Origin of the sequence: Pseudomonas sp. BF-R-30, assembly GCF_019956175.1 — a bacterium.
Taxonomy (GTDB): Bacteria; Pseudomonadota; Gammaproteobacteria; order Pseudomonadales; family Pseudomonadaceae; genus Aquipseudomonas; species Aquipseudomonas jessenii.
Genome location: NZ_JAHBDE010000026.1, coordinates 1 through 20,482, shown reverse-complemented (window position 1 = coordinate 20,482; position 20,482 = coordinate 1). Strand labels below are relative to the sequence as shown.

24 protein-coding genes are annotated in these 20,482 nt (G+C 61.0%); 10 read left to right on the top strand and 14 right to left on the bottom strand.

All coding sequences use genetic code 11. The features are described from left to right. The first annotated feature begins 74 nt into the window (after nucleotides 1–74). The 4 genes from KGB20_RS15255 (at nucleotide 75) to KGB20_RS15240 (ending at nucleotide 3,987) form a co-directional block, all read left to right on the top strand. On the top strand, nucleotides 75–755 hold the full coding sequence (locus KGB20_RS15255) for a response regulator (protein ID WP_057713866.1): 681 nt from the start codon (nucleotides 75–77) through the stop codon (nucleotides 753–755). Then, complete coding sequence (locus KGB20_RS15250; RefSeq protein ID WP_057713867.1) at nucleotides 752–2,077, top strand: ATP-binding protein; 1,326 nt, start codon at nucleotides 752–754, stop codon at nucleotides 2,075–2,077. Before KGB20_RS15255 ends, KGB20_RS15250 begins: the two co-directional genes overlap by 4 nt. Nucleotides 2,078–2,277: 200 nt before the next feature. Continuing rightward, nucleotides 2,278–3,678, top strand: a complete 1,401-nt coding sequence (locus tag KGB20_RS15245; protein WP_223532733.1) for an aspartate aminotransferase family protein — start codon at nucleotides 2,278–2,280, stop codon at nucleotides 3,676–3,678. Nucleotides 3,679–3,759: 81 nt separating this feature from the next. Then, nucleotides 3,760–3,987 carry an MbtH family protein gene (locus KGB20_RS15240; protein WP_057713869.1) on the top strand — a complete coding sequence of 76 codons (228 nt, stop codon included), beginning with the start codon at nucleotides 3,760–3,762 and terminating at the stop codon, nucleotides 3,985–3,987. 187 nt (nucleotides 3,988–4,174) lie between these two features. Here the strand turns inward: KGB20_RS15240 and KGB20_RS15235 are convergent, their stop codons facing one another. The 10 genes from KGB20_RS15235 to soxR all read right to left on the bottom strand — a co-directional run bounded on the left by KGB20_RS15235 (nucleotide 4,175) and on the right by soxR (nucleotide 11,750). Continuing rightward, nucleotides 4,175–5,077 (bottom strand): metal ABC transporter substrate-binding protein, encoded by a 903-nt coding sequence (locus tag KGB20_RS15235; protein WP_223532731.1) that lies wholly within the window; start codon nucleotides 5,075–5,077, stop codon nucleotides 4,175–4,177. Then, nucleotides 5,078–5,977, bottom strand: a complete 900-nt coding sequence (locus KGB20_RS15230; protein WP_007993954.1) for a metal ABC transporter permease — start codon at nucleotides 5,975–5,977, stop codon at nucleotides 5,078–5,080. It abuts the gene before it with no gap. Next, complete coding sequence (locus tag KGB20_RS15225) at nucleotides 5,977–6,822, bottom strand: metal ABC transporter ATP-binding protein (RefSeq protein ID WP_223532729.1); 846 nt, start codon at nucleotides 6,820–6,822, stop codon at nucleotides 5,977–5,979. The genes KGB20_RS15230 and KGB20_RS15225 overlap by 1 nt, the downstream gene beginning before the upstream one ends. Further along, complete coding sequence (locus KGB20_RS15220) at nucleotides 6,819–7,745, bottom strand: metal ABC transporter substrate-binding protein (RefSeq protein ID WP_223532728.1); 927 nt, start codon at nucleotides 7,743–7,745, stop codon at nucleotides 6,819–6,821. Before KGB20_RS15220 ends, KGB20_RS15225 begins: the two co-directional genes overlap by 4 nt. Nucleotides 7,746–7,780: 35 nt before the next feature. Further along, nucleotides 7,781–8,356: a DUF6162 family protein gene (locus KGB20_RS15215; RefSeq protein ID WP_223532726.1), complete on the bottom strand. Its 576-nt coding sequence runs from the start codon at nucleotides 8,354–8,356 to the stop codon at nucleotides 7,781–7,783. Beyond that, nucleotides 8,353–8,682 (bottom strand): hypothetical protein, encoded by a 330-nt coding sequence (locus KGB20_RS15210; protein ID WP_057713874.1) that lies wholly within the window; start codon nucleotides 8,680–8,682, stop codon nucleotides 8,353–8,355. Before KGB20_RS15210 ends, KGB20_RS15215 begins: the two co-directional genes overlap by 4 nt. After that, nucleotides 8,679–9,221 (bottom strand): thiamine pyrophosphate-binding protein, encoded by a 543-nt coding sequence (locus KGB20_RS15205; protein ID WP_090457000.1) that lies wholly within the window; start codon nucleotides 9,219–9,221, stop codon nucleotides 8,679–8,681. The genes KGB20_RS15210 and KGB20_RS15205 overlap by 4 nt, the downstream gene beginning before the upstream one ends. Further along, entirely contained in the window at nucleotides 9,218–10,420 is a 1,203-nt protein-coding gene (locus tag KGB20_RS15200; RefSeq protein WP_223532724.1) for a PepSY-associated TM helix domain-containing protein, read from the bottom strand. The genes KGB20_RS15205 and KGB20_RS15200 overlap by 4 nt, the downstream gene beginning before the upstream one ends. 289 nt (nucleotides 10,421–10,709) lie before the next feature. Then, the gene (locus KGB20_RS15195) at nucleotides 10,710–11,168 is read right to left on the bottom strand and encodes a VOC family protein (RefSeq protein WP_223532722.1); all 459 of its coding nucleotides are present in this window, start codon (nucleotides 11,166–11,168) and stop codon (nucleotides 10,710–10,712) included. 126 nt (nucleotides 11,169–11,294) lie between these two features. Beyond that, a complete protein-coding gene (gene soxR, locus KGB20_RS15190; RefSeq protein ID WP_090456997.1) occupies nucleotides 11,295–11,750 on the bottom strand; it encodes a redox-sensitive transcriptional activator SoxR in 456 nt (151 codons plus the stop codon). Between the two features lie 96 nt (nucleotides 11,751–11,846). Between soxR and KGB20_RS15185 the strand changes: the two genes are divergently transcribed. The 5 genes from KGB20_RS15185 (at nucleotide 11,847) to KGB20_RS15165 (ending at nucleotide 16,559) form a co-directional block, all read left to right on the top strand. Beyond that, nucleotides 11,847–12,218, top strand: a complete 372-nt coding sequence (locus KGB20_RS15185) for an antibiotic biosynthesis monooxygenase (protein WP_223532720.1) — start codon at nucleotides 11,847–11,849, stop codon at nucleotides 12,216–12,218. A 117-nt stretch (nucleotides 12,219–12,335) separates the two neighbouring features. Continuing rightward, nucleotides 12,336–12,605: a hypothetical protein gene (locus KGB20_RS15180; protein WP_057713880.1), complete on the top strand. Its 270-nt coding sequence runs from the start codon at nucleotides 12,336–12,338 to the stop codon at nucleotides 12,603–12,605. Nucleotides 12,606–12,706: 101 nt separating this feature from the next. Continuing rightward, nucleotides 12,707–13,321: a LysE family translocator gene (locus KGB20_RS15175; protein ID WP_057713881.1), complete on the top strand. Its 615-nt coding sequence runs from the start codon at nucleotides 12,707–12,709 to the stop codon at nucleotides 13,319–13,321. A gap of 206 nt (nucleotides 13,322–13,527) precedes the next feature. Next, a complete protein-coding gene (locus KGB20_RS15170) occupies nucleotides 13,528–14,685 on the top strand; it encodes a cysteine desulfurase family protein (RefSeq protein WP_223532718.1) in 1,158 nt (385 codons plus the stop codon). Nucleotides 14,686–14,750: 65 nt separating this feature from the next. Next, nucleotides 14,751–16,559 (top strand): aminopeptidase P family protein, encoded by a 1,809-nt coding sequence (locus tag KGB20_RS15165; protein ID WP_223532716.1) that lies wholly within the window; start codon nucleotides 14,751–14,753, stop codon nucleotides 16,557–16,559. Between the two features lie 108 nt (nucleotides 16,560–16,667). Here KGB20_RS15165 and KGB20_RS15160 read toward each other — a convergent pair whose 3' ends face one another. Together KGB20_RS15160 and KGB20_RS15155 are read right to left on the bottom strand one after the other, a co-directional pair. Beyond that, entirely contained in the window at nucleotides 16,668–17,258 is a 591-nt protein-coding gene (locus tag KGB20_RS15160) for a 2-hydroxychromene-2-carboxylate isomerase (protein ID WP_223532714.1), read from the bottom strand. A 38-nt stretch (nucleotides 17,259–17,296) separates the two neighbouring features. Then, a complete protein-coding gene (locus tag KGB20_RS15155; protein ID WP_057713885.1) occupies nucleotides 17,297–18,025 on the bottom strand; it encodes an SDR family oxidoreductase in 729 nt (242 codons plus the stop codon). A gap of 93 nt (nucleotides 18,026–18,118) precedes the next feature. Here KGB20_RS15155 and KGB20_RS15150 point away from each other — a divergent pair, with 93 nt between their 5' ends. Beyond that, complete coding sequence (locus tag KGB20_RS15150) at nucleotides 18,119–18,679, top strand: TetR/AcrR family transcriptional regulator (RefSeq protein ID WP_218494496.1); 561 nt, start codon at nucleotides 18,119–18,121, stop codon at nucleotides 18,677–18,679. A gap of 14 nt (nucleotides 18,680–18,693) precedes the next feature. Here the strand turns inward: KGB20_RS15150 and KGB20_RS15145 are convergent, their stop codons facing one another. Both KGB20_RS15145 and rhtA read right to left on the bottom strand, forming a co-directional pair. Then, nucleotides 18,694–18,975, bottom strand: coding sequence for a hypothetical protein (locus KGB20_RS15145; protein WP_057713887.1), 282 nt, complete (start codon nucleotides 18,973–18,975; stop codon nucleotides 18,694–18,696). A 169-nt stretch (nucleotides 18,976–19,144) separates the two neighbouring features. Continuing rightward, nucleotides 19,145–20,032 (bottom strand): threonine/homoserine exporter RhtA, encoded by an 888-nt coding sequence (rhtA, locus tag KGB20_RS15140; protein ID WP_223532712.1) that lies wholly within the window; start codon nucleotides 20,030–20,032, stop codon nucleotides 19,145–19,147. Nucleotides 20,033–20,482: the final 450 nt, after the last annotated feature.

Here is a 20,482-nt window from a genome sequence, read left to right as displayed (position 1 = left end):
GCGGTGGCGCTTGCGGCATAATGTCGACTTAATCGGTCAACGGCTTAATAGGCTTTATTTCTACGAGGCTCCCCATGCACGTACTGGTTTGCGAAGACGATGAATTGATCGCCAGCGGTATCGTCGCCGGCCTGACCGCCCAGGGCCTGACCGTGGAACACGTCGCCACGGCGTCCGCCGCCCGGGCGATGCTCAAGGTGGCGGAGTTCGACGTGATGGTGCTCGACCTTGGGTTGCCGGACGAGGATGGCCTCAAGCTGCTGCAGCAGTTGCGCCATCAAGGCCTGGAGTTGCCGGTTTTGATTCTCACTGCCCGGGACTCGGTCACTGATCGCGTCGATGGCCTGCAAGCCGGTGCCGACGACTATCTGCTCAAACCGTTCGACTTGCGCGAACTCGCTGCACGCTTGCACACGCTGTTGCGGCGGGTGGCGGGGCGCAGCGTCAACCTGATCGAGCATGGTGCCCTGACCTACGACCCGAGCAGCCGCGAAACCACGCTCGCGGGGCAGCCGGTGGACCTGTCGCGCCGTGAGCAGTCATTGCTGCAAGCCTTGCTGCATAACCGTGGCCGTGTGTTGTCCACCGAGCAACTCAAGGACAGCGTCTACGGTTTCAACGACGAACTGGAAAGCAACGCCCTTAACGTCCATATCCATCACCTGCGGCGCAAGCTCGGCAACGGCATTGTCGAGACCGTGCGCGGCCTGGGCTATCGCCTGGGGCCGGCTGATGGCGGAGAAAAATCGAAGTGATGAGTCTGCGTTTGCGCCTGAGTCTGACGCTCGGCGCCGCATTTGCCTTGATCTGGGCCCTGGCCGCGGCCTGGATGCTCAGCGATCTGCGCAATCAAATGATGTTTTCCCTCGACCAGCGCCTGGTGGCCTCGGCACGCATGGTCGCTGGCCTGATGGAGCAACTGCCGCCCGTGCCGAGCAAGGGCGAGGGCACCCACTTCAGTGCCGAACAGCTGAACATTCCGGGTGGCATGGCGTGCCAGGTCAGCTCGTTGCGCGGCGAAATCCTTGCCCGCAGTCACACCGATCCGCAGCAGACCCTGGAGGCCGAGAAACTCGGGTTTCACGATCAGATGATCGACGGCGCGCCGTGGCGCAGTTTCACATTGGCCCGGGGCGATCTGCGCATCACCACCGCCGACCGGCAGATCGAGCGTGAGGCGTTGAACATGTCGATCCTGCTGGCCGCTTCGGTGCCGGTGGGCGTGGCGCTGCTCGGTTGCCTGTGTTTGCTCTGGCTGGGCATCGGCCAGGGGCTGGCGCCGCTCAACCGCATGCGCGATGCCTTGATGCGCCGTAGCGCCGACTCCCTCGAGCCCTTGCAGATCCAGCCACTGCCCAGCGAGCTGCAACCCTTGCTGGAAACCCAGAACCAGTTGCTCCAGCGCATCGGCAAGACCATTGAGCGCGAACGTCGCCTGACCGGAGACGCGGCCCACGAACTGCGCAGCCCGCTGACCGCGATCAAGACCCACCTGCAAGTGGCGCGGATGACGCAAGGCAGCGCCCGGGACCAGTCCCTGGCCCGGGCCGAAGAGGGCGCCGACCGCATGCACCGGACCCTCGAACAATTACTGTTGTTGGCGCGCGTCGAGGGCAGCCTGTCATTCGACGACGGTGTGCAGTGCAACGCCGAACAAGTGGCGAAACTGGCGATCCAGGACGCGGCAAGCGGCGATCGCCAGCGCATCAGGTTTCAGGCGCCGGGCAAGGTTTCCGCCGCGCCGGTACAAATGCCCGCCGTGCTGTCGATTGCCGCGCTGCGCAACTTGCTCGACAACGCACTGCGCCATACCCCCGCCGACAAAGCGGTGGAGTTGAGCCTGGAAACCACCGGCAATCGTGTGCAGTTTGTGGTGCGCGACCATGGGCCGGGGATTGCCGAAGAAGATCTGCAACACCTGACCCAGCGCTTCTGGCGCAACGGTCAGAGCACCGGTTGTGGTCTGGGGCTGGCGATTGTGCAGGCCATCGTTCAGCGTTGCGGTTGCACGCTGCATTTCGATAGCCGGCCGGACGGCCTGCGGGTTGAGCTGACGATGCCGCTGCAACCGGTCTGAACAACACCACACCCCCCCTGTAGGAGCGAGCTCTGCTCGCGATGGTCGATAACGATAACGCGTGCTTTGTGAATGCACGCGGTGTTCTTGAGTCCATCGCGAGCAGAGTTCGCTCCTGCAAAGGTTTCCGTGTTACCGCCTAAATCCCTCAAGCGCTGATGCGTTTCCAGAACAGGAAAACCTTATTGAGGGGTCGAGAGATGTCAGTCGCTACCAACCTTATCGAAGAGCAGCCGGCGACGTCCGCCGAGATGCTTTATCAATTCAACGAATCGCCATTGCTCGCCCGTCAGAGCCGGCAGGAATCCAACGCCCGCAGCTATCCGCGACGCATTCCCCTGGCACTCAAGCGCGCCAAGGGCATCTACGTCGAAGATGTCGAAGGCCGCACCTTCATCGATTGCCTGGCCGGAGCCGGAACCCTGGCCCTGGGGCACAACCACCCGGTGGTGATCGAAGCCATCCAGCAAGTGCTGGCCGATGAGCTGCCGCTGCACACCCTGGACCTGACCACGCCGGTCAAGGACCGGTTCGTCCAGGATCTGTTCGGGCTGCTGCCGCCTGCCCTGGCCGCTGAAGCGAAGATCCAGTTTTGCGGCCCGACCGGCACCGACGCCGTGGAAGCGGCACTGAAACTGGTGCGTACCGCCACTGGTCGCAGCACCGTGATCTCGTTCCAGGGTGGCTATCACGGCATGAGTCAGGGCGCGTTGAGCCTGATGGGCAGTCTGGGGCCGAAAAAGCCCTTGGGCGCCTTGCTTGGCAGCGGCGTGCAGTTCATGCCGTACCCCTACGATTACCGCTGCCCGTTCGGGCTCGGCGGCGCGCAAGGGGTCAAAGCCAACCTGAGTTACCTGGAAAACCTGCTCAATGATCCCGAGGCTGGTGTGCAATTGCCGGCAGCGGTGATCGTGGAAGTGGTGCAGGGCGAGGGCGGGGTGATTCCGGCGGATCTGGACTGGTTGCGCGGTGTGCGGCGGATCACTGAACAGGTGGGGGTCGCGCTGATCGTCGATGAAATCCAGAGTGGCTTCGCCCGCACCGGCAAGATGTTCGCCTTCGAGCATGCCGGGATCATTCCGGATGTCGTGGTGATGTCCAAGGCCATCGGTGGCAGCCTGCCGCTGGCGGTGGTGGTCTATCGCGACTGGCTCGACACCTGGCTGCCGGGCGCCCATGCCGGGACGTTCCGTGGCAACCAGATGGCCATGGCCGCCGGTTGCGCGGTGATGCGTTATCTGGTCGAACACAAGGTCTGCGAGCATGCCGCCGCGATGGGCGAGCGTCTGGCCGAGCACCTGCGCATCCTGCAGCAGGACTTCCCGCAACTGGGGGACATTCGCGGACGTGGCTTGATGCTCGGCGTCGAACTGGTGGACCCGACGGGCGCGCTGGATGCCCAAGGCCATCCGCCGGCTTTCGCCCGTCTGGCACCGCTGGTGCAGCGCGAATGCCTCAAGCGTGGCTTGATCCTGGAACTCGGTGGCCGCCACGGCGCGGTGGTGCGCTTCCTGCCGCCACTGGTGATTACCGCTGCGCAAATCGATCGCGTGGCCGAGATTTTCGGGCGAGCCCTGGCCGCCGCCACGGCCAATCCTTAAATTTTCCGCCCTGCGGATCGTTCCTTCTACATAACGGTTGTGTGCACAACGCAACCCGCCCGAAAACGATGGAGAGACAGCATGACGTCAGTATTCGACCGCGAGGACATCCTCTTTCAGGTCGTGGTCAACCACGAAGAGCAATACTCGATCTGGCCCGACTACAAAGCCGTGCCACAAGGCTGGCGCACCGTGGGTAAAAGCGGGCTGAAAAAGGAATGCCTGGCCTACATCGAAGAAACCTGGACCGACATGCGTCCATTGAGCCTGCGGCAGAAGATGGACGAGCAGGCGGCTGTGGCGCACTGATCCGTCATGCAAAAAGAAGCCCGCTGGACTGGTGACAGTCAGCGGGCTTTTTCATGTCGTGCATTTGTGTTGTCTGTCCGGCCGCCTTCGCGAGCAGGCTCGCTCCCACATTGGATTCATGGCGCGCCACAAATCCCCTGTGGGAGCGAGCCTGCTCGCGAAGAACGATAACGCGGTCCAACCGAGGTTACACGCCACTAAGCCCCTTGATGACCAAATCCACATTCCCCTCCAGTTCAGCCACCGGATCCTCGGCATCGGTACTCAACACCACCAACCGGCTACCCGACCCGGCAATCACCGCTTTCAGCGCATCCGACGGCTGCCGGTGATGCAGCACCACCGTCACGTCATTGTCCTTGAGCGTTGCGCCCAACTGCTTCAGCGCCTCCGGTGTCCACTCGGCATCGGCGCGTGCGTCCTGGCCGATCAATTCCAGATTGAGACCGCCGATCAGGTAGCCGAAGTGATCGCTGAGACTCATCACACTGAGGTTGTCCACATTGGCCAATCGCGCTTCGCTGTCGGCGCTGAGCTTGAGCAAGCGCTGCTTGAGCGTTGCCAGGTTGGCATCGATCTTCGGCTTGGCCTTGGGGGCCAGGCGCACCAGGTCCGCCGCCATCACATCGGCCATGCGCCCCATGTTATTGCTGGAGAACCACGGCTGACTGTTCAGCCCGTCGACCTTGTTGTCGGGCTGTACGGCTATGCCGGGCAGGGCGCCGTCCACGGGGCGAGCGGCGTCGACTTCGACGATGCGGATATTGCTGCGCCGGGCGATCGGGTACAGCGGGTCATCCGGCCACAGTGAGCGCAGGCCGATCACCGCATCGGCGTCGCTTGCCAGTTTGGCCAGCGCCGGGGCGCCACGGCCGGTGAAGTACGCGGTCTGGCGGCTGCCGGGCAGGTTGTCCGGGGTCGCGCGTTCGAGGCTGACATCGGTGCCCTTGAGCAAGACTTCACCCAGGCCATAAGTAATCGGCAAGGAGGCCAGCACACGCAGCGGTTTGCCGTTGTCGGCGGCCATGGTCGTTGTCGCCAGCCCGCACAGGGCGACGGCGAGGGTCAGTTGGCGCAGTGAAAAAATCATTTATCCAAGGTTCCCTTTCAGGCTGGGGACGACGCCGCGCGCGATGGCGGCCAGGGCGAAGGCGATACCGGCCACGAGGATGATCGCGGCGCCGGACGGGATCGGCAGGTCGAAGACAATCGGTGCAAGAATCCCGCACAGTGTGCTGACCGTGGCGATCAGCACCGAACACCAGAAAAAGCCCTTCAGCGATTGGCTGAGCAGGCGTGCCGCGGCGGCCGGAATCACCAGCAGGGCGCCCACCAGAATCGCGCCGATGACCTTCACGGCTGCGACGGTGATCAGCGTCACCAGAATCACGAACAGATAATCCAGGGCCTTCACCGCCACCCCGCGCACCGCCGCCAACTGCGGGTTGAAACTGGCGAGCATGATGCGGTTGTACAAAGGCAAGGCCAGGGCCATGACCAGCGAACCGACGATGGCCAGCACCAGCAGGTCATTGCCATTGACCGTCAGCACCGAGCCGAACAGCACGTTTTCCAGAATGTGTACGTTGATCTTGCCCGCCAGAATCAGCAGCAGGCTTGCGCCCAAGGCGAGCGACACCGAGAGAAACACGCCGATCAAGGTATCTGGCGCCAGACCGGTGCGGTTGCGCAGGTAATTGAGCAGGATGCCGAACAGCAGGCAGTAGCCGAACAGGCTGCCGTAGGGGCCGGTGTAGGGTTCGCCGAGCAGGATGCCGATGGCCACGCCGGTCAGGGCGGCGTGACCGACCGCCTCGGAGAAAAACGCGAAGCGCTTGACCACCACCAACGTGCCCAGGCCTCCCAGTACCGGGCCGATCAGCAGGCCGGCGAGCAGGGCGTTGACCACGAATCCATAGGCCAGCGCCTCGGGCAGATAACCCGACGACGCCCAGCCCTGGACCATCAGGCGAAAAGCTTCGTAACTCATCAGGCAAGGCTCCGTGGGTGGGTCGAGAACAGGTTCAACAGACGCTCCGGTGTCAGCGCCTGTTGCGGCGTGGCGTCGAACAGCACCCGGCGATTGAGCCCGGTAACGTGGTCGGCCAGGCGTCCGACCGCTTCCAGGTCGTGCTCGATCCACAGTACGGTGATGCCCGCCGCTCGCCAGTCGCCGAGCAAGCGTTCGAACACCCGGATACCGGCCTCATCGAGGGCCGACATCGGTTCGTCGAGCACCAGCAATTGCGGAGGCGGAATCAGCCCCTGGGCCAGCAACACCCGTTGCCGTTCGCCGCCGGACAGCGCGCCCATGCGGCGCTTGCGTTTGTCCTGCATGCCGACCCGCTCCAGCGCCTCGCCAATCGCCGTCGCGTAGTGTTTGCTCAAGCCGAGAAAGGCCGGGCGACGCTGGCACATGGCGGCCATGAAATCGTCGACGGTCATTGGCAAGCCCCGGTCGAACTCCAGTGCCTGTGGCACATAGCCGATGGTCCCCGGCTCGGCTGGCCAATGCAGGCTCAAGCGGCCCTGGTGAGGCATTTGCCCGAGCAGGGTCTTGATCAGCGAACTCTTGCCGCCGCCATTGGGGCCGACCAGTGCGTGCACGCTGCCGGGGCGGACCTGAAAGGTAACGTTGTCGAGGATCGTCGTGCGCCCGAGGGTCAGGCTGACGTCGGCAAAATCCAGCGTCGGCCCCAAAACCTGTAGGAGCGAGCCTGCTCGCGATTGCGGTGTGTCATTCAATGATGATGTCGCCTGACTCGACACTTTCGCGAGCAGGCTCGCTCCCACAGGGGATTCTGCATCTGCCAGGATGGTTTCTTTCGATGTCATTGGCCGGACTCCTGAATCGCCCGCACCACGGTGTCGAGGTTGCCGGTCATTTCCTTTTCGTACTTGTCGGCGGTGTATTCGCCGTAGGAAATATGCGACAGCGGATACAGCTTCACGCCGGATTCGCGCTGGATGGTGTCGACGTAAGTGGAAGGAAAGTCCATCTCCGAGAAGATCACCTTCACGTCCAGTTCACGCAGTTGATCGATGGTTTTTTTCAGCTGGCTCGGGCTTGGCTCGATACCGTGGGCCGGCTCGACCACGGCCGTCACTTCGAGGCCGAATTCGCGCAGCAGATAGTCGTAGGCCGCGTGTACCGTGGCCACCCGCAGTTCCGCGTTCGGTGCCTGGGTCAGTTTGGCCAGGGCGTCGGCGCGCATCTTGCGCAGGCGCTTGCCGTAGGCGCGGGCGTTCTCGGTGTAGGTTTTGGCATTGGCGGGATCGAGCTTGCCTAGCTCCCGGGCAATGTTGTTGACCTGGGCAATCGAGGCGCTGATCGACAGGAAGGTGTGTGGGTTCACCACCTTGCCGGCACCGCGTGCGGCCACGCCGGTGGCGGCCAGTAGCGGTACGTTTTCGTTGGCTTCGATTACCGGTACGTTCGGGGTTTCGCTGGCGGCGATCATGCGGTCGGCGAAGTCGTCATGGCCGACACCGTTGAGCACAATCACGTCCAGCCCGCTGATGCGCTTGATGTCTTCGGCGCGGGGCTCGTAGGCATGCGGGTTGAAACCGGCCGGAATCAGCGGCACCACCTCGGCCTTGTCGCCGACGATGTTCGTCACGTAGCTGTAGTAGGGATGCAGGGTGATGCCGATGCGCAGGCGCTTGGCTTCGTCGGCGCTGGCCAGGGATGGCAGCAGGCAGGCGAGCAAGCCGACCAGCAACAGGCGCAAAAAAGAACATTGAGATGAGTTGGGCATGGGAAAGCGGTCTTCTCTCGGAAAAAGTCGAGGGTTCAGTGCCGGTGCTGGCGGGTCACACCGGCATCGAATTGCGCGATGACCTGCTGCCAGCCGGCGCTTTCGAGCGCAGCATCGCTGAGGTCGGCCGGTGCCGTGAGCGTGCTGGCGCGGTTGAGCCAGATGTCCGGTGCAGCGTCGGCGGTTGCGCTCAGGCGCAGCAGAAACGAACCGGCGACCGTCGGCTTCTGGCTCTGGCCGAAATAGGCCTTGGCGTCGAGCATTTGCCAGGCATGGCCACCCCGGCTGACGGAGCTGGCGTCCCGGGCAAACGGGGCAAACCCTTCCTCGGCCAGCAACTCGGGTGTCGGCAGCGCTTGCTGTTCCTGGCGCAGCAAATGGATCTCGTCCAGCGTCACCCGCAAATCGGCGTAGATACCTTGCTCGGATGCACTGAGGTCACGGCGTGCATCCAGTTGATGGCTGCTGACGCTGCTCACCTCATGGGATTCACCGCGCCAGAGCACCACCGAGCCGGCCACCGCCAGGATCATCAGGCACAGCAGCAGAACATAGAGGGTTTCGTGACCGGCCCCGGCCGGGCGCACGACTTGGGTCGTTGGAGTGCTCATGGTGCCTCGATGTCCGCTTGGTCGATTTCCACGACGTGACCGGGGCCGGCATCGAACAGTACATAGAACTCGGCGCCGGGCTTCTTGAAGGTCAGGGTCGAATCAGGCCCGAGCTTGCCCGGCACCAGGATGGTTTCGTCGTAGCCGATCACATCGAGGGTCACGCCAGGAGCGCCGCTGCCGTCGGAAAAACCGCCGGTGCACTTGATCTGCTCCGCGTCGATGGCCTTGCATTCGCACATCGGATTGTGGGCCAGGGCAGCGGCGCTGAAGCCGGCGCAGAGCACCAGCAACACGGCGTTGAGCGGGCGAAGAGGGGTGATCATGGTTTGCCTCCTTGTTTGTTCAGCCAGGCGATGGTGGCGGGGGAGGCCTGGCTCAAAGGAATGGATGCCTGATGCATGGCGCCGTCCCAGCCTTCCATGGTGATCCACAGTTCGGCGTCGGCCGTGGTCTTTTCCGGGACGGGCAGCGAGGCGCCCATGCGGTACGGGGTGCCGAAGAAAATCACCCCGGCGGCGCGCAGGCTGCGGGGCTTGCCGATACGCAGGTAAGTGGCCTTGACCTGGCCGATACAGGCCTCGCACAACGCGGCGTTGAAACCTTTCATGTAACCGGCCGGGCCGTCGAGCATGGGCGCGGCGTTGCGCAATTCCGCCAGGCGCAGGCTCCAGGGACCGACCCGGACTTCGCCGACCTCCCGTTCGCCAAGGCCACTGTCGCCGCGCATCAATGCCTCGTCGGCGAAGTACTTGGGCATGAAACCCAAGGGAATCAGCAGTAACAGGACGTTCAGATGAAAGCGCCATTTGTGCCAGAACACGTGCAGGCGCGAGGGTTGCGAGACCGCAGTGACTTTGCTCACAGGTGGGCCTCCGACGGTTCGTTGTTCGTGACCGGTTGCGCCGCGGTGCCACGCTGTTTTTTGTTGCTGCGCTTGAAGGCATTGGCCGTGGCCAGTGCCGTGCGTTTGGTCCAGATCAGCAGACCGCTGAGCACCATCATGCTCAGCAACAGGCCGAAGAACGCCCAGATCAGCTTGATCCACAGGCCGCCGAAATCGCCGGTGTGCAACGGACGCATGGACTCGGTGACGAACTCCAGGGTCGAACGGTCCGAGATCAGGCGCGAGGCGGCGATTTCGCCGTTGTACGGGTTGATCGTGGCGGTCTGGAACATCAACGGATACCAACCGCGTCCGCCGACATCCAGGTGGCTGTAGGCATTGCCCGGCAAGCTGACAAAGCTGGCCTCCAGCCCGGAGATTTTCTGCGTGGCGATTTCAATTGCGTGGTCGAGGTCGATACGCGGCGGGGGCGAGCCATCGGCTGACAGCGGCACCGCTTCGCGGGACATCGCCGGGATGATCTTTTCCGTGGAAATGGAAATCTGGTTATCGAACAGCAATGCCTGGATCAGGAACCAGGTGCCGGTGATGGAAATCACCGCGATGAACCAGATCGACCAGATGCCGCTCAAGCGGTGAAAGTCGCCCCAGAAAATCCGCGCGCCGTGGCGAATACGCAGGGTTGGCCGAAAAAAGCCTTTCCAGAAGCGTTTGTAGACCACCAGCCCCGTGACCAGCGACGCCAGTAGCGGCAAGCCGAGAAACGACACCAGGTACCAGCCCCAGCTGTAACCGTTGGTGAACGGCACGAGCCACCAGCCGTGCAGCGCCCGGGTGAAGGCGCGGAAGTTGAACTCCGGCGCGACACCCTGGATCACGCCGCTGTACGGATTGACATAAATCACCACCGAGCGCCCGTCGGGGTAGCTGACTTCGACATCCAGGGCAAAATGCGACTCGTCGGGGCGGCTGATGCTCTGCACCACGGTCTGCGGTTCGGCCTTGTTGATGGCCTCGATGACCTGCTGATAACTGAGTAGCGGGGCGTCGTCCGAGGGCTGGCTGGCGCGCATTGGCGGGTTGGTCAGCCAGACGATCTCCTGACTGATGACGGCCAGGGTTCCGGTTACACAGACGATCAGCACGAAAAACCAGATCGGCAATGCCAGCCAGCTATGGACCAGGAACCAGATTTTTGAACGGGACTTCTTTGACATGTTGGAGGTCTTGCCTGGATGAGAGGCAGCTCGGCTGCGGGCTTCGCAGGGGTGAGCGCCCAGAAGGTCCGGTCGTGGCTTTTGCCTACGCGAAAGGACTGCATCTAAGTAGGACGGATGAGCAGGGGAAATCCCGAAAGGGGAAATGAAAGAAAATGTTTCTCATTGTCGACAGGTCGCGGGCGGGCTTGCTTGCGCAAGTGATTGGCATGTCGGCGGTGCTGCTGAAGACGGGACCCTTCTGGGAGCGAGCCTGCTCGCGAAGAGGCCCGCTCCATCACCAGGGATTTCAACTTTGGGCAAACATCTCCTTGGCCCGTTGCTCGATCTGTTCCTGGGTCAGGTCTTCCTTGTGCGTGGCCAGGAACCACAGGTGCCCGTAGGGATCTTTCAAGGTCCCTGAACGGTCGCCGTAAAACTGATCCTTGACCTCCGATACAACGGTTGCGCCGGCATCGATCGCCTGTTTGTAGGACTTGTCGACATCCGTCACGTACAAATGCAGACCCACGGACGGCGAATTGTCCGGGTTGCTCAGCGGTCCTTGATCGCATGGCGTGCCCAGCATGATCGGGCAATCGCCGATGCGCAGTTCCGCGTGGCCGACACCGCCATCGGGCATGTCCAGGCGCATGATTTCAATGGCGCCGAAGGCTTTTTTGTAGAAGGCGATGGCTTCGGCGGCTTTGTTGATGCCCAGATAGGGGGTGACGCTGTGATACCCCTCTGGAATGGGTTTGACGCTCATGATGGAACTCCCTGTTGTTGTTTTGTGAATGGAAAGTACCTGTGCCGTTGTACGACCGAATAAATATAGGCCAGCCTCTTTCGCCTCACCGAGTGCCCGACGAGCAGCAGCGCCATTCAAGTGCCATCAAGTTGGCTCCAACCAGTGCGCTCCCGGCCCGCGCTCTCCCAGCACATCGCCTGCGTTGCGCAATGGACAAGCCTCCATCGACAGGCAACCACACCCGATACAGCCGTTGAGGCGATCGCGCAGCAGGGTCAGTTGGTTGATGCGCTCATCCAGTTCCCGGCTCCATTGCGCCGACAGCATTTTCCAGTCCGCCGCCGTTGGCGCCCGGTTGTCGGGCAGCGACTTGAGGGCTTCGCCGATCTCCGCCAAAGGAATTCCCAGGCGCTGGGCAACCTTGATCAAGGCCACCCGTCGCAGCACTTCCCTGGGATAGCGGCGCTGGTTGCCCTGATTGCGGTTGCTCTTGATCAGCCCCTTGGACTCATAGAAGTGCAGCGCCGTGACCGCCACACCGCTGCGCGCCGCGACTTGGCCGACGGTAAGTTCCTTGTGCAGGTTTTCCGGGGTGATCATTTAAAAATTGCCTATTGACCTCTAGTTAGCTTGAGGTTTTACCCTGCACACCTTCGGATCGCAAGATTCGCCTTACATGTGAGTGGGGGACATTTCATGCAAGCCTCAGAGAAGAATCGCAGCTTTACCCAACTGATCGAATTCCAGATCGAGCCGCATCAACAACCCGCGCTGGTATTGGCATTGTCGGCACAGACCGAACATCTGGCCCGGCAGCACCGCGGCTTTCTCAGTGCCAGCATCCAGGCCAGCGATGATGGCCGGCGGGTACTCAATTATCTGCAATGGCAAACCCGCGAAGCCGGGGAGGCTGCGTTCCGGTCCTTTGAAAACGGCGAAGAGGATTTCTGGCAGTTGATCCGCGCCCATCAGGCGAAGGCCGTGACCTTCGGCTCGTTCCAGGTCCTGCACAGCCTGGAGCGCAGCCACGACAATGCATTGCACTGCAGCCTGGTGGGCTGGCGCTGACAAGGGCAATGATCGCCATTTCTTGATAGCCACTATTGAAAGCGTTGATTTCTGCTGCCCGGGAGGCGCGGGTAGCCTGTGTTCATTGCCTCGAACCCAGTCGCCAGGACGCCAGAAATGAAACCGATGATCGCCACTTTGCTGATGCTCGCCGTCTCCGTACTCGCCGGATGTGCCAGCCATGTTTCCCCTGAGCTTCGGCCTTACACGGCTGAAGAAAGCAAGGAACTGGCGCTGGAAGCGCTGAACCGCCGCGGACTGTCCTTCGACGAATACCACGCGAAAAAAGCCGAGCTGCTCGGTCAGCCGCAAAAGTCGTTCGGTTTCGACAACCAGGGTGAAATGAACGTCGGGCGATCTGTACAGCTTCACGGTCGTCCGAGCTGAGGCGAAACTGTACTGCTCCAAGTTTCGCGTAACTGTCCATGGGTTTCGCCGAAGGTGTGCGATAGGGTCAACACCTGACCGACCCTGACGGACTACCACCCATGACGCTCTCACTCGACCTGCTACTGGGCTTCGCCCTGTTTGCCCTCGTCACCTCGATCACGCCCGGCCCGAACAACACCATGTTGCTGGCCTCCGGGGTGAACTTCGGCTTCAACCGCACGATTCCGCACATGCTCGGCATCACTTGTGGCTTCTTCGTACTGGTGGTGGCGGTCGGCTTTGGCCTTGGCGCGGTGTTCCAGACCTACCCTTTGCTCTACACCGTGCTGCGTTATGTAGGGGCGGCGTATTTGCTGTATCTGGCGTGGAAAATCGCCCATTCCGGGCCAATGTCGGAGAGCCAGCAGGGCGAGGCGAAACCGATCAGCTATCTGGGTGCCGCCGCGTTCCAGTGGGTCAATCCCAAAGCCTGGATCATGGCCATCGGCGCTATCAGCACTTACACGCCGATGCAGGGGTACTTCACGAATGTGATCGTGATCGCGGCCGTCTTTGCGATCATCAACCTGCCGAGCGTGGGTGTCTGGGCCGCTTGCGGCACGCTGTTGCGCAATGTTCTGAAGGATCGCCGCTGGCTGCGCCTGTTCAATTGGGGCATGGCCGCGCTGCTTGTGGGTTCGCTGTATCCGCTGATACTCGAAAGCTTTAGCTGACGCATTGCTTCAACCGGTTGCCCGATGCCTGTTAAGCTGACTTTTCAGGAGCGTTCCTACGCACTTTTAAATGAAGTAATTCTTCTTTAACGGCATCCGATCAGGTATTGGTAACGTTCTGAAAACCGCGCGCAGCTCACAAGGCTGCGCTTTGCCGTTTGCAGTCACGAGCTTCCTGATCCCGGAACACGCTCTGCGAGTCTTTTATGAATAAACGTCCGTTGTATTTCGATTACGCCGCCACCACGCCGGTGGATGAGCGGGTCATCAAGGTGATGGTCGAGTGCCTGGGCTTTACCGGCAATTTCGGCAACCCTGCCTCCAGTTCCCACGTCTTCGGCCAGCAGGCCCGGCAATCGGTCGAACAGGCGCGACGCCAGGTCGCCGAACTGGTCGGTGCGACGCCCGGGCAGATCGTCTGGACCTCAGGCGCCACCGAATCCAACAACCTCGCGCTCAAAGGCGTGGCCCAGGCCCGCCGCATTGGCGGGGGCCATATCATCACCAGTCAGATCGAGCACAAGGCCATTCTCGATACCGCCAGGCAACTGGAGGATGCCGGTGTAGCCGTGACTTATCTGGCGCCGGACGCCGAGGGCCTGATCACCGCGCAAGCGGTCAGCGAAGCCATGCGAGAAGACACCTTCCTGGTGTCGCTGATGCTGGTCAACAACGAACTGGGCACCCTCAACGACATTTCCGCCATCGGTCAGGTCGTGCGTGATCGCGGGGCGTTGTTCCATGTCGACGCCGCACAGGGCGCGGGCAAAGTGGCGATCGACCTCGCACTGTGGCCGGTGGACCTGATGTCGTTTTCCGCGCACAAGCTCTACGGCCCCAAGGGCATCGGCGCGTTGTACGTCGGTCCGCGGGCACAACAGCGTTTGCAGGCGCAGATCCATGGCGGCGGGCATGAGGGCGGTTTGCGCTCCGGCACACTGGCGACCCATCAGATCGCGGCCATGGGCGCGGCCTTTGCACTGGCGGCGGCTGCGTTCGATGAAGAGAAAGCCACCATCGTGCGTTTGCGTGAACGCTTGCTCGAGCAATTGCAGAGCGTTCCCGGCGTGCGTCTCAACGGCAGCCCGACCCGGCGCATTCCCCATACCCTGAGCCTGACCTTCGACGAAGGCGAGTTCAACCCGGCGGCGTTGCTGGCCTCGATCGCTTTTTCCGCGACCTCGGCCTGCAATTCCGCGAGCAATACCCCATCCCATGTACTGCTGGCCCTGGGGCACGATGCCCGCTCGGCCGGTCGCACCATCCGCTTGAGCCTCGGGCGTTTCACCACCGAGCAGGACATCGACCAGGCGGTTCAACTGATCAAGGCAGCCTGCGCCAGTGCTCCGGCATTCTGGCAATAGGGCGACGAAGCGCCGACATTGATCGGCACTCAACAATAATGATGAAGTGGTTAGCAGGAGACACGATGAATACGCAGCTTTCGATCAATGGATCGGTGCCCCAGCGCCTGGCGCAAACCCGCGAACTGATGAGCCGGGAGGGCATTCACGCCTTGCTGGTGCCGTCGGCCGACCCGCACCTGTCCGAATACCTGCCGGGTTACTGGCAGGGGCGCCAGTGGTTGTCGGGTTTCCATGGTTCGGTCGGCACCCTGATCGTGACCCCGGATTTTGCCGGCGTCTGGGCCGACAGCCGTTATTGGGAGCAGGCGACCAAGGAGCTCAACGGCAGCGGCATTGATCTGGTCAAGCTGCAACCGGGTCAACCCGGACCACTGGAATGGCTGGCCGAGCAAACCCCCGAGGGTGGCGTTGTCGCGGTCGATGGCGCGGTCATGGCCGTGGCTTCGGCACGGACCCTGGGCGGTAAACTGGAAGAGCGTGGCGCTCGCCTGCGCACCGACATCGACCTGCTGAGCGGCGTCTGGAGCGACCGCCCAGGCCTGCCGAACGAACCGATCTACCAGCACTTGCCACCACAGGCGACCGTCAGCCGTGGCGAAAAACTCGCCAAACTGCGTGAAACCCTGCAGGCGCGGGGTGCCGACTGGCATTTCATCGCCACCCTGGATGATATCGCCTGGCTGTTCAACCTGCGTGGCGGCGACGTTTCGTTCAACCCGGTGTTTGTTTCTTTTGCCTTGATCAATCAGCAACAGGCCACGCTGTTTGTCGCCTTGAGCAAAGTCAGCGCCGAACTGCGCGCCATCCTCGAACGGGACGGGGTGACCTTGCGCGATTACAGCGAAGTCGCTACTGCACTGCGTGCCGTACCGAGCGGCGCGAGCCTGCAAGTCGATCCGGCGCGGGTCACGGCGGGCTTGCTGGACAACCTCGACAGTGGGGTGAAACTGATCGAAGGCCTGAACCCGACCACCCTGGCCAAATCGCAAAAAAGCCTGGCCGATGCCGAACACATCCGTCAGGCCATGGAACAGGACGGCGCAGCACTGTGCGAATTCTTTGCCTGGCTGGATTCGGCGCTGGGGCGCGAGCGCATCACCGAACTGACCATCGACGAAAAACTCACCGCGGCCCGTGAACGCCGTCCGGATTATGTGTCTCTGAGTTTCAACACCATTGCCGCGTTCAACGCCAATGGCGCGATGCCGCACTACCATGCCACCGAAGAAGAACACGCGGTGATCGAAGGGGACGGCCTGCTGCTGATCGACTCCGGCGGCCAGTATCTGGGCGGCACCACCGACATCACGCGCATGGTTGCTGTGGGCACACCGACCGATGAGCAAAAACGCGATTGCACCCGCGTGCTCAAGGGTGTGATTGCCTTGTCCCGCGCGCAGTTCCCGAAAGGCATTCTATCGCCGCTGCTCGATGCCATCGCCCGTGCGCCCATCTGGGCGGAAAGTGTCGACTACGGTCACGGCACCGGTCATGGCGTCGGTTACTTCCTGAACGTCCACGAAGGTCCGCAAGTCATTGCTTATCAGGCCGCGCCTGCCCCGCAAACCGCGATGCAACCCGGCATGATCACGTCCATTGAACCGGGCACCTATCGTCCGGGTCGTTGGGGTGTGCGCATTGAAAATCTGGCGATGAACCGTGAGGCGGGCAAAAGCGAATTCGGCGAGTTCCTCAAGTTCGAAACACTGACCCTGTGCCCGATCGACACGCGTTGCCTGGAAACTTCGCTGTTGTCCGAGGACGAGAAGCAGTGGTTCAACGCTTACCACGCCGAAGTGCGCGAGCGCTTGAGTCCGTTGGTCGAAGGTGCCGCGCTGGAGTGGCTCAATACCCGCACGGCGGCTATCTGATCGGGAGCTGCTATTGGTTCCGGCGTAGCTACTTGTTTATGTGCAGCTCAGGCGCTTTATCCAGCGCCTGAGCCATAGAGCGGCAAAGGGGCGGTTGGTGGTCGAGATTCAGCTCAAGGCTTCGAGCACGAAGTCCAGCCGATCCTGGCCGAAGTACAGCTGATTGTCGACAAACATGCTTGGGGCTCCGAATACGCCTCGCTGTACGGCTTTTTCGGTGTTGTCCTTGAGCAGGGCTTTTACTTCTTCATCGGCGGTCAGGGCCAGCACCTCTTGCGGATCGAAAGCGTTTTCGCTGAGCACTGCCGCGACGGTTGCCGGTTCATCCAGGCTGCGACCCTCGACCCATATGGCCTTGAACAGGCAATCGATGAACGCTGCAAAGCGTTCAGGGTGGCGCAACTGCATGCCTGTTACGGCGCGCATCAGCATCAAGGTGTTGATCGGGAAGTGGGGATTGAATTTCAGAGGCACGCCGTAGCGTTTGGCGTAGCGGTCCAGATCCTTAAACATGTAGCGGCCTTTGGCCGGGACAGTCGCCGGAGAGGCGTTACCGGTGGCTTTGAACACTCCGCCCAACAAGAGCGGAATGTAGATCAACCGGGTGTCGGTTTGCGCGCAGATCTTCGGTAGCTGGGTGTAGGCCAGATAGGTGGCGGGGCTGCCGAGGTCGAAGTAGAACTCCACGGTTTTGCTCATGTTCAAGGCGCTCGTCTTATTGTTGTGTGTGGGGGGAATTACCAGCGTTCGCTCCAGGGACGCAGGTCCAGTTCGAAAGTCCAGGCGTCGCGGGGCTGGCTGTGCAGGTACCAGTAATTCTCGGCAATGTGTTCGGGGTTAAGGATGCCGTCCTGATCCTTGGTCGCGTATTTCTCGGGGAAGCTGTCGCGGATGAAATCGGTATCGATGGCGCCGTCGACGACGACATGGGCAACGTGAATATTCATGGGGCCGAGCTCTCGGGCCATGCTTTGCGCCAGCGCACGAATGCCGTGCTTGGCACCGGCAAATGCGGCGAACCCGGCTGCGCCACGCAGGCCTGCAGTGGCGCCGGTGAACAGGATCGTGCCCCGCTGGCGCTTGGCCATGCGTTTGGCCACTTCACGCGCATTGAGAAAACCGGAAAAACAGGCCATTTCCCAGATCTTGAAATACTTGCGGGCGGTTTCTTCGAGAATGCTGCACGGCACGTTCGCGCCGATGTTGAACACGAATGCCTCGATAGGGCCGATCTCGCTTTCTATCTGCTCGACCAGTGCGACCACGTCGTCTTCCTTGCGGGCGTCGCAGGCGAAACCGTGGGCCTCGCCACCATCGGCCTTTATGGCATCCACCAATGGCTGGAGCTTGTCCGCACTGCGGCGGGTAACGCAGGTGACAAAACCTTCCCGGGCAAAACGCTTGGCAATGGCGCCACCCGTGGCATCACCTGCACCGACGATAAGAACGACCTTCTTGTTATTCATGGGTAGATCCCTTTTGGTAAACGATCGTTAACTAAACGAACGTTATGCTATGATTCGACAGACGTCAAGGCGAGCAAGCTAGGGAGAAAGGCAATGCGTTATTCGGCCAGTCACAAGCTGGAAACCAGGCAAAGGCTGCTGGAAAGCAGTGCGGTATCGGCCAAGAAGTCCGGATTTTCAACGGTGGGCGTGGACGGCCTGATGAAAGCGATTGGCTTGAGTGGCGGCGCCTTCTATAGCCATTTCTCGTCGAAAGACGAGTTGTTCGCCAGCATTGTCGAGCGTGAGTTGGGGCAAAGCCTGGCGCGACTGGGGGAGGGACAGGACCGTGACAAGCTGGAACGCTGCTTGAAGCAGTACCTGAGTATGTCTCACGTCGAGAATCCGGAAACCGGTTGTGCATTGCCGGCATTGGGGGCGGAAATTGCCCGTTCCGACCTGACTGTCCGTCAACAGGCAGAGCACTGGATTTGTCGGCTTCAGGAAAGTTGGGCGGGTATTCTGCAAAGCGACAGCCTGGCGTGGGCGATTCTGTCGCAATGTATTGGCGCGCTGGTCGTAGCGCGCATGCTGGCTAGCCCGGATATCCAGCGCACAGTGCTGAACTCCAGCTACGAGGAAATTGGCCGTCAGATCGCAAGCCCGAGAACCTGACCCGACGGCTCTGCCTATTTGCAGATGACAATCATGCTGCGGCTGGTATAGCCCGCAGGATTGAGGCCAAACGGGTAATCGCCGGGCTCTTCCACTGCATCTCCCGACTTGGCAATGACCTTGTATCCCTTGGGGGCGCAGGAATTGGCGGCGCTGGCGTAGCACTTGTCCCAGGACGAAGACAGTCCGGAACAGTTGATGTGCAGCCCTTTCTTACCGTGCTTGATCTGTGTTTCCGAAGTCGCCGCGCAGCCCGCAATTGCAAGTACGGCGATCAGCATCAAAAATCGTTTCATTACTGTCCTTATAGCGTCCCCGGATCTTGTGCCCGGGTTTGGCTGCTTTCACTTTCGCTTGACGCGTACCGATATCCCTATCTGAAATGGTCCATGTCATGACACTGGGGTGCGGGGCTAAACATGGCCTAATTGAGCGGCAAATACCAGAGCCGTGTCATATCTGCTTTCAATCCGCCGCTACGGCTGGTCGGGTGCTAGTGCTCATGGTCATGGTGGCACCGACGGATGCCAGAATGATGCACATGATTGCCATCCATTGTGACAGCGAGAGGTATTCATGAAGGAACAGCAAGCCAGATAGCGCGCCGAAGGCTGGCTCGATACTCATCAGTGTGCCGAAGGTTCTGGCCGGCATGCGGGTCAGCGCGACCATCTCCAGGGTGTAGGGGAGGGCTGTGGACAGGATGGCGACGCCAAGGGCTATAGGGATCAATGACGGGCTCAGCAGAGCTGAGCCTGCATGGACAATACCGATGGGGGCTACGAAGAGCGCAGCGATCATTACCCCCAGCGCGGCGGTTTGCACGCCATTGTCGGCCCCGGCTTTTTGACCGAACAAAATGTACAGTGCCCAGCAGACCCCTGCGCCCAAGGCATAACCGGCGCCTACAAGATCGATGCCGGTGGTCGTTTCTCCCGTCGGTATCAGTAACAGTAAGCCTGCGGCAGCCAGGGCAATCCACAAGAAGTCGATCGCGCGACGCGAGGCGTAGATCGCCACCGCCAGTGGGCCGGTGAATTCAAGCGCCACCGCGATGCCCAGCGGGACGGTTTGCAACGACATATAGAAGAGGAAGTTCATGCCGCCCAGCGCCATCCCGTAGATGATGACGGTGCGCAGGGACTTTGCAGTGAGTTTTGCCCGCCATGGACGCAGTATCAGCATCATGATCACACTGGCAAAAATCAGTCGTAATGTTGTCGTCCCCTGAGGGCCGACAACGGAGAACATGCTTTTGGCCAGGGAGGCTCCGGACTGGATCGATGCCATGGCTATGAGCAGCAGCCCAACCGAGAACAGGGTAGAGGCTAGGCTGCGAGGCTGGTCATTCATTACGTGGCATCGTCCGAAATATAGGAATCAGGGCGTTTCTATTTGTGTTGGGCAATATACTGCGCATTCCTTGCAGGCGCGTCTATATATAAGCAGTGTTTTTGCACATGTCGATAGAAAACCTAAATCAATGCTTGACGGCAGATTCCAGGTGTCTATAATTCGCCCCACTTCCGGCGTAGTCGAAACGGAAAACTCCTTGGTAAACAAAGAGTTACGCAGTTTTCGGCAGCAGGTTGCTTCAGTTCATCGAAGCCGAAAGGGAGTTGAAAAAGAGGTGTTGACAGCAGCGTGTAACGCTGTAGAATTCGCCTCCCGCTGATGAGAGATCTGAAGCGCAAGTGGTTGAAGTTACAAAGGAAACTTTGAAAGCTTCTGAAAATAATCACTTGACAGCAAATGAGGCTGCTGTAGAATGCGCGCCTCGGTTGAGACGAAAGATCTTAACCA

Bases quoted from the DNA above. Each gene is read 5' to 3' on its own strand.
- KGB20_RS15255 (WP_057713866.1), top strand. From the start codon at position 75: ATGCACGTACTGGTTTGCGAAGACGATGAATTGATCGCCAGCGGTATC.
- KGB20_RS15245 (WP_223532733.1), top strand. From the start codon at position 2,278: ATGTCAGTCGCTACCAACCTTATCGAAGAGCAGCCGGCGACGTCCGCC.
- KGB20_RS15240 (WP_057713869.1), top strand. From the start codon at position 3,760: ATGACGTCAGTATTCGACCGCGAGGACATCCTCTTTCAGGTCGTGGTC.
- KGB20_RS15235 (WP_223532731.1), bottom strand. From the start codon at position 5,077: ATGATTTTTTCACTGCGCCAACTGACCCTCGCCGTCGCCCTGTGCGGG.
- KGB20_RS15230 (WP_007993954.1), bottom strand. From the start codon at position 5,977: ATGAGTTACGAAGCTTTTCGCCTGATGGTCCAGGGCTGGGCGTCGTCG.
- KGB20_RS15225 (WP_223532729.1), bottom strand. From the start codon at position 6,822: ATGACATCGAAAGAAACCATCCTGGCAGATGCAGAATCCCCTGTGGGA.
- KGB20_RS15220 (WP_223532728.1), bottom strand. From the start codon at position 7,745: ATGCCCAACTCATCTCAATGTTCTTTTTTGCGCCTGTTGCTGGTCGGC.
- KGB20_RS15215 (WP_223532726.1), bottom strand. From the start codon at position 8,356: ATGAGCACTCCAACGACCCAAGTCGTGCGCCCGGCCGGGGCCGGTCAC.
- KGB20_RS15210 (WP_057713874.1), bottom strand. From the start codon at position 8,682: ATGATCACCCCTCTTCGCCCGCTCAACGCCGTGTTGCTGGTGCTCTGC.
- KGB20_RS15200 (WP_223532724.1), bottom strand. From the start codon at position 10,420: ATGTCAAAGAAGTCCCGTTCAAAAATCTGGTTCCTGGTCCATAGCTGG.
- KGB20_RS15195 (WP_223532722.1), bottom strand. From the start codon at position 11,168: ATGAGCGTCAAACCCATTCCAGAGGGGTATCACAGCGTCACCCCCTAT.
- soxR (WP_090456997.1), bottom strand. From the start codon at position 11,750: ATGATCACCCCGGAAAACCTGCACAAGGAACTTACCGTCGGCCAAGTC.
- KGB20_RS15185 (WP_223532720.1), top strand. From the start codon at position 11,847: ATGCAAGCCTCAGAGAAGAATCGCAGCTTTACCCAACTGATCGAATTC.
- KGB20_RS15180 (WP_057713880.1), top strand. From the start codon at position 12,336: ATGAAACCGATGATCGCCACTTTGCTGATGCTCGCCGTCTCCGTACTC.
- KGB20_RS15175 (WP_057713881.1), top strand. From the start codon at position 12,707: ATGACGCTCTCACTCGACCTGCTACTGGGCTTCGCCCTGTTTGCCCTC.
- KGB20_RS15170 (WP_223532718.1), top strand. From the start codon at position 13,528: ATGAATAAACGTCCGTTGTATTTCGATTACGCCGCCACCACGCCGGTG.
- KGB20_RS15165 (WP_223532716.1), top strand. From the start codon at position 14,751: ATGAATACGCAGCTTTCGATCAATGGATCGGTGCCCCAGCGCCTGGCG.
- KGB20_RS15160 (WP_223532714.1), bottom strand. From the start codon at position 17,258: ATGAGCAAAACCGTGGAGTTCTACTTCGACCTCGGCAGCCCCGCCACC.
- KGB20_RS15155 (WP_057713885.1), bottom strand. From the start codon at position 18,025: ATGAATAACAAGAAGGTCGTTCTTATCGTCGGTGCAGGTGATGCCACG.
- KGB20_RS15150 (WP_218494496.1), top strand. From the start codon at position 18,119: ATGCGTTATTCGGCCAGTCACAAGCTGGAAACCAGGCAAAGGCTGCTG.
- KGB20_RS15145 (WP_057713887.1), bottom strand. From the start codon at position 18,975: ATGAAACGATTTTTGATGCTGATCGCCGTACTTGCAATTGCGGGCTGC.
- rhtA (WP_223532712.1), bottom strand. From the start codon at position 20,032: ATGAATGACCAGCCTCGCAGCCTAGCCTCTACCCTGTTCTCGGTTGGG.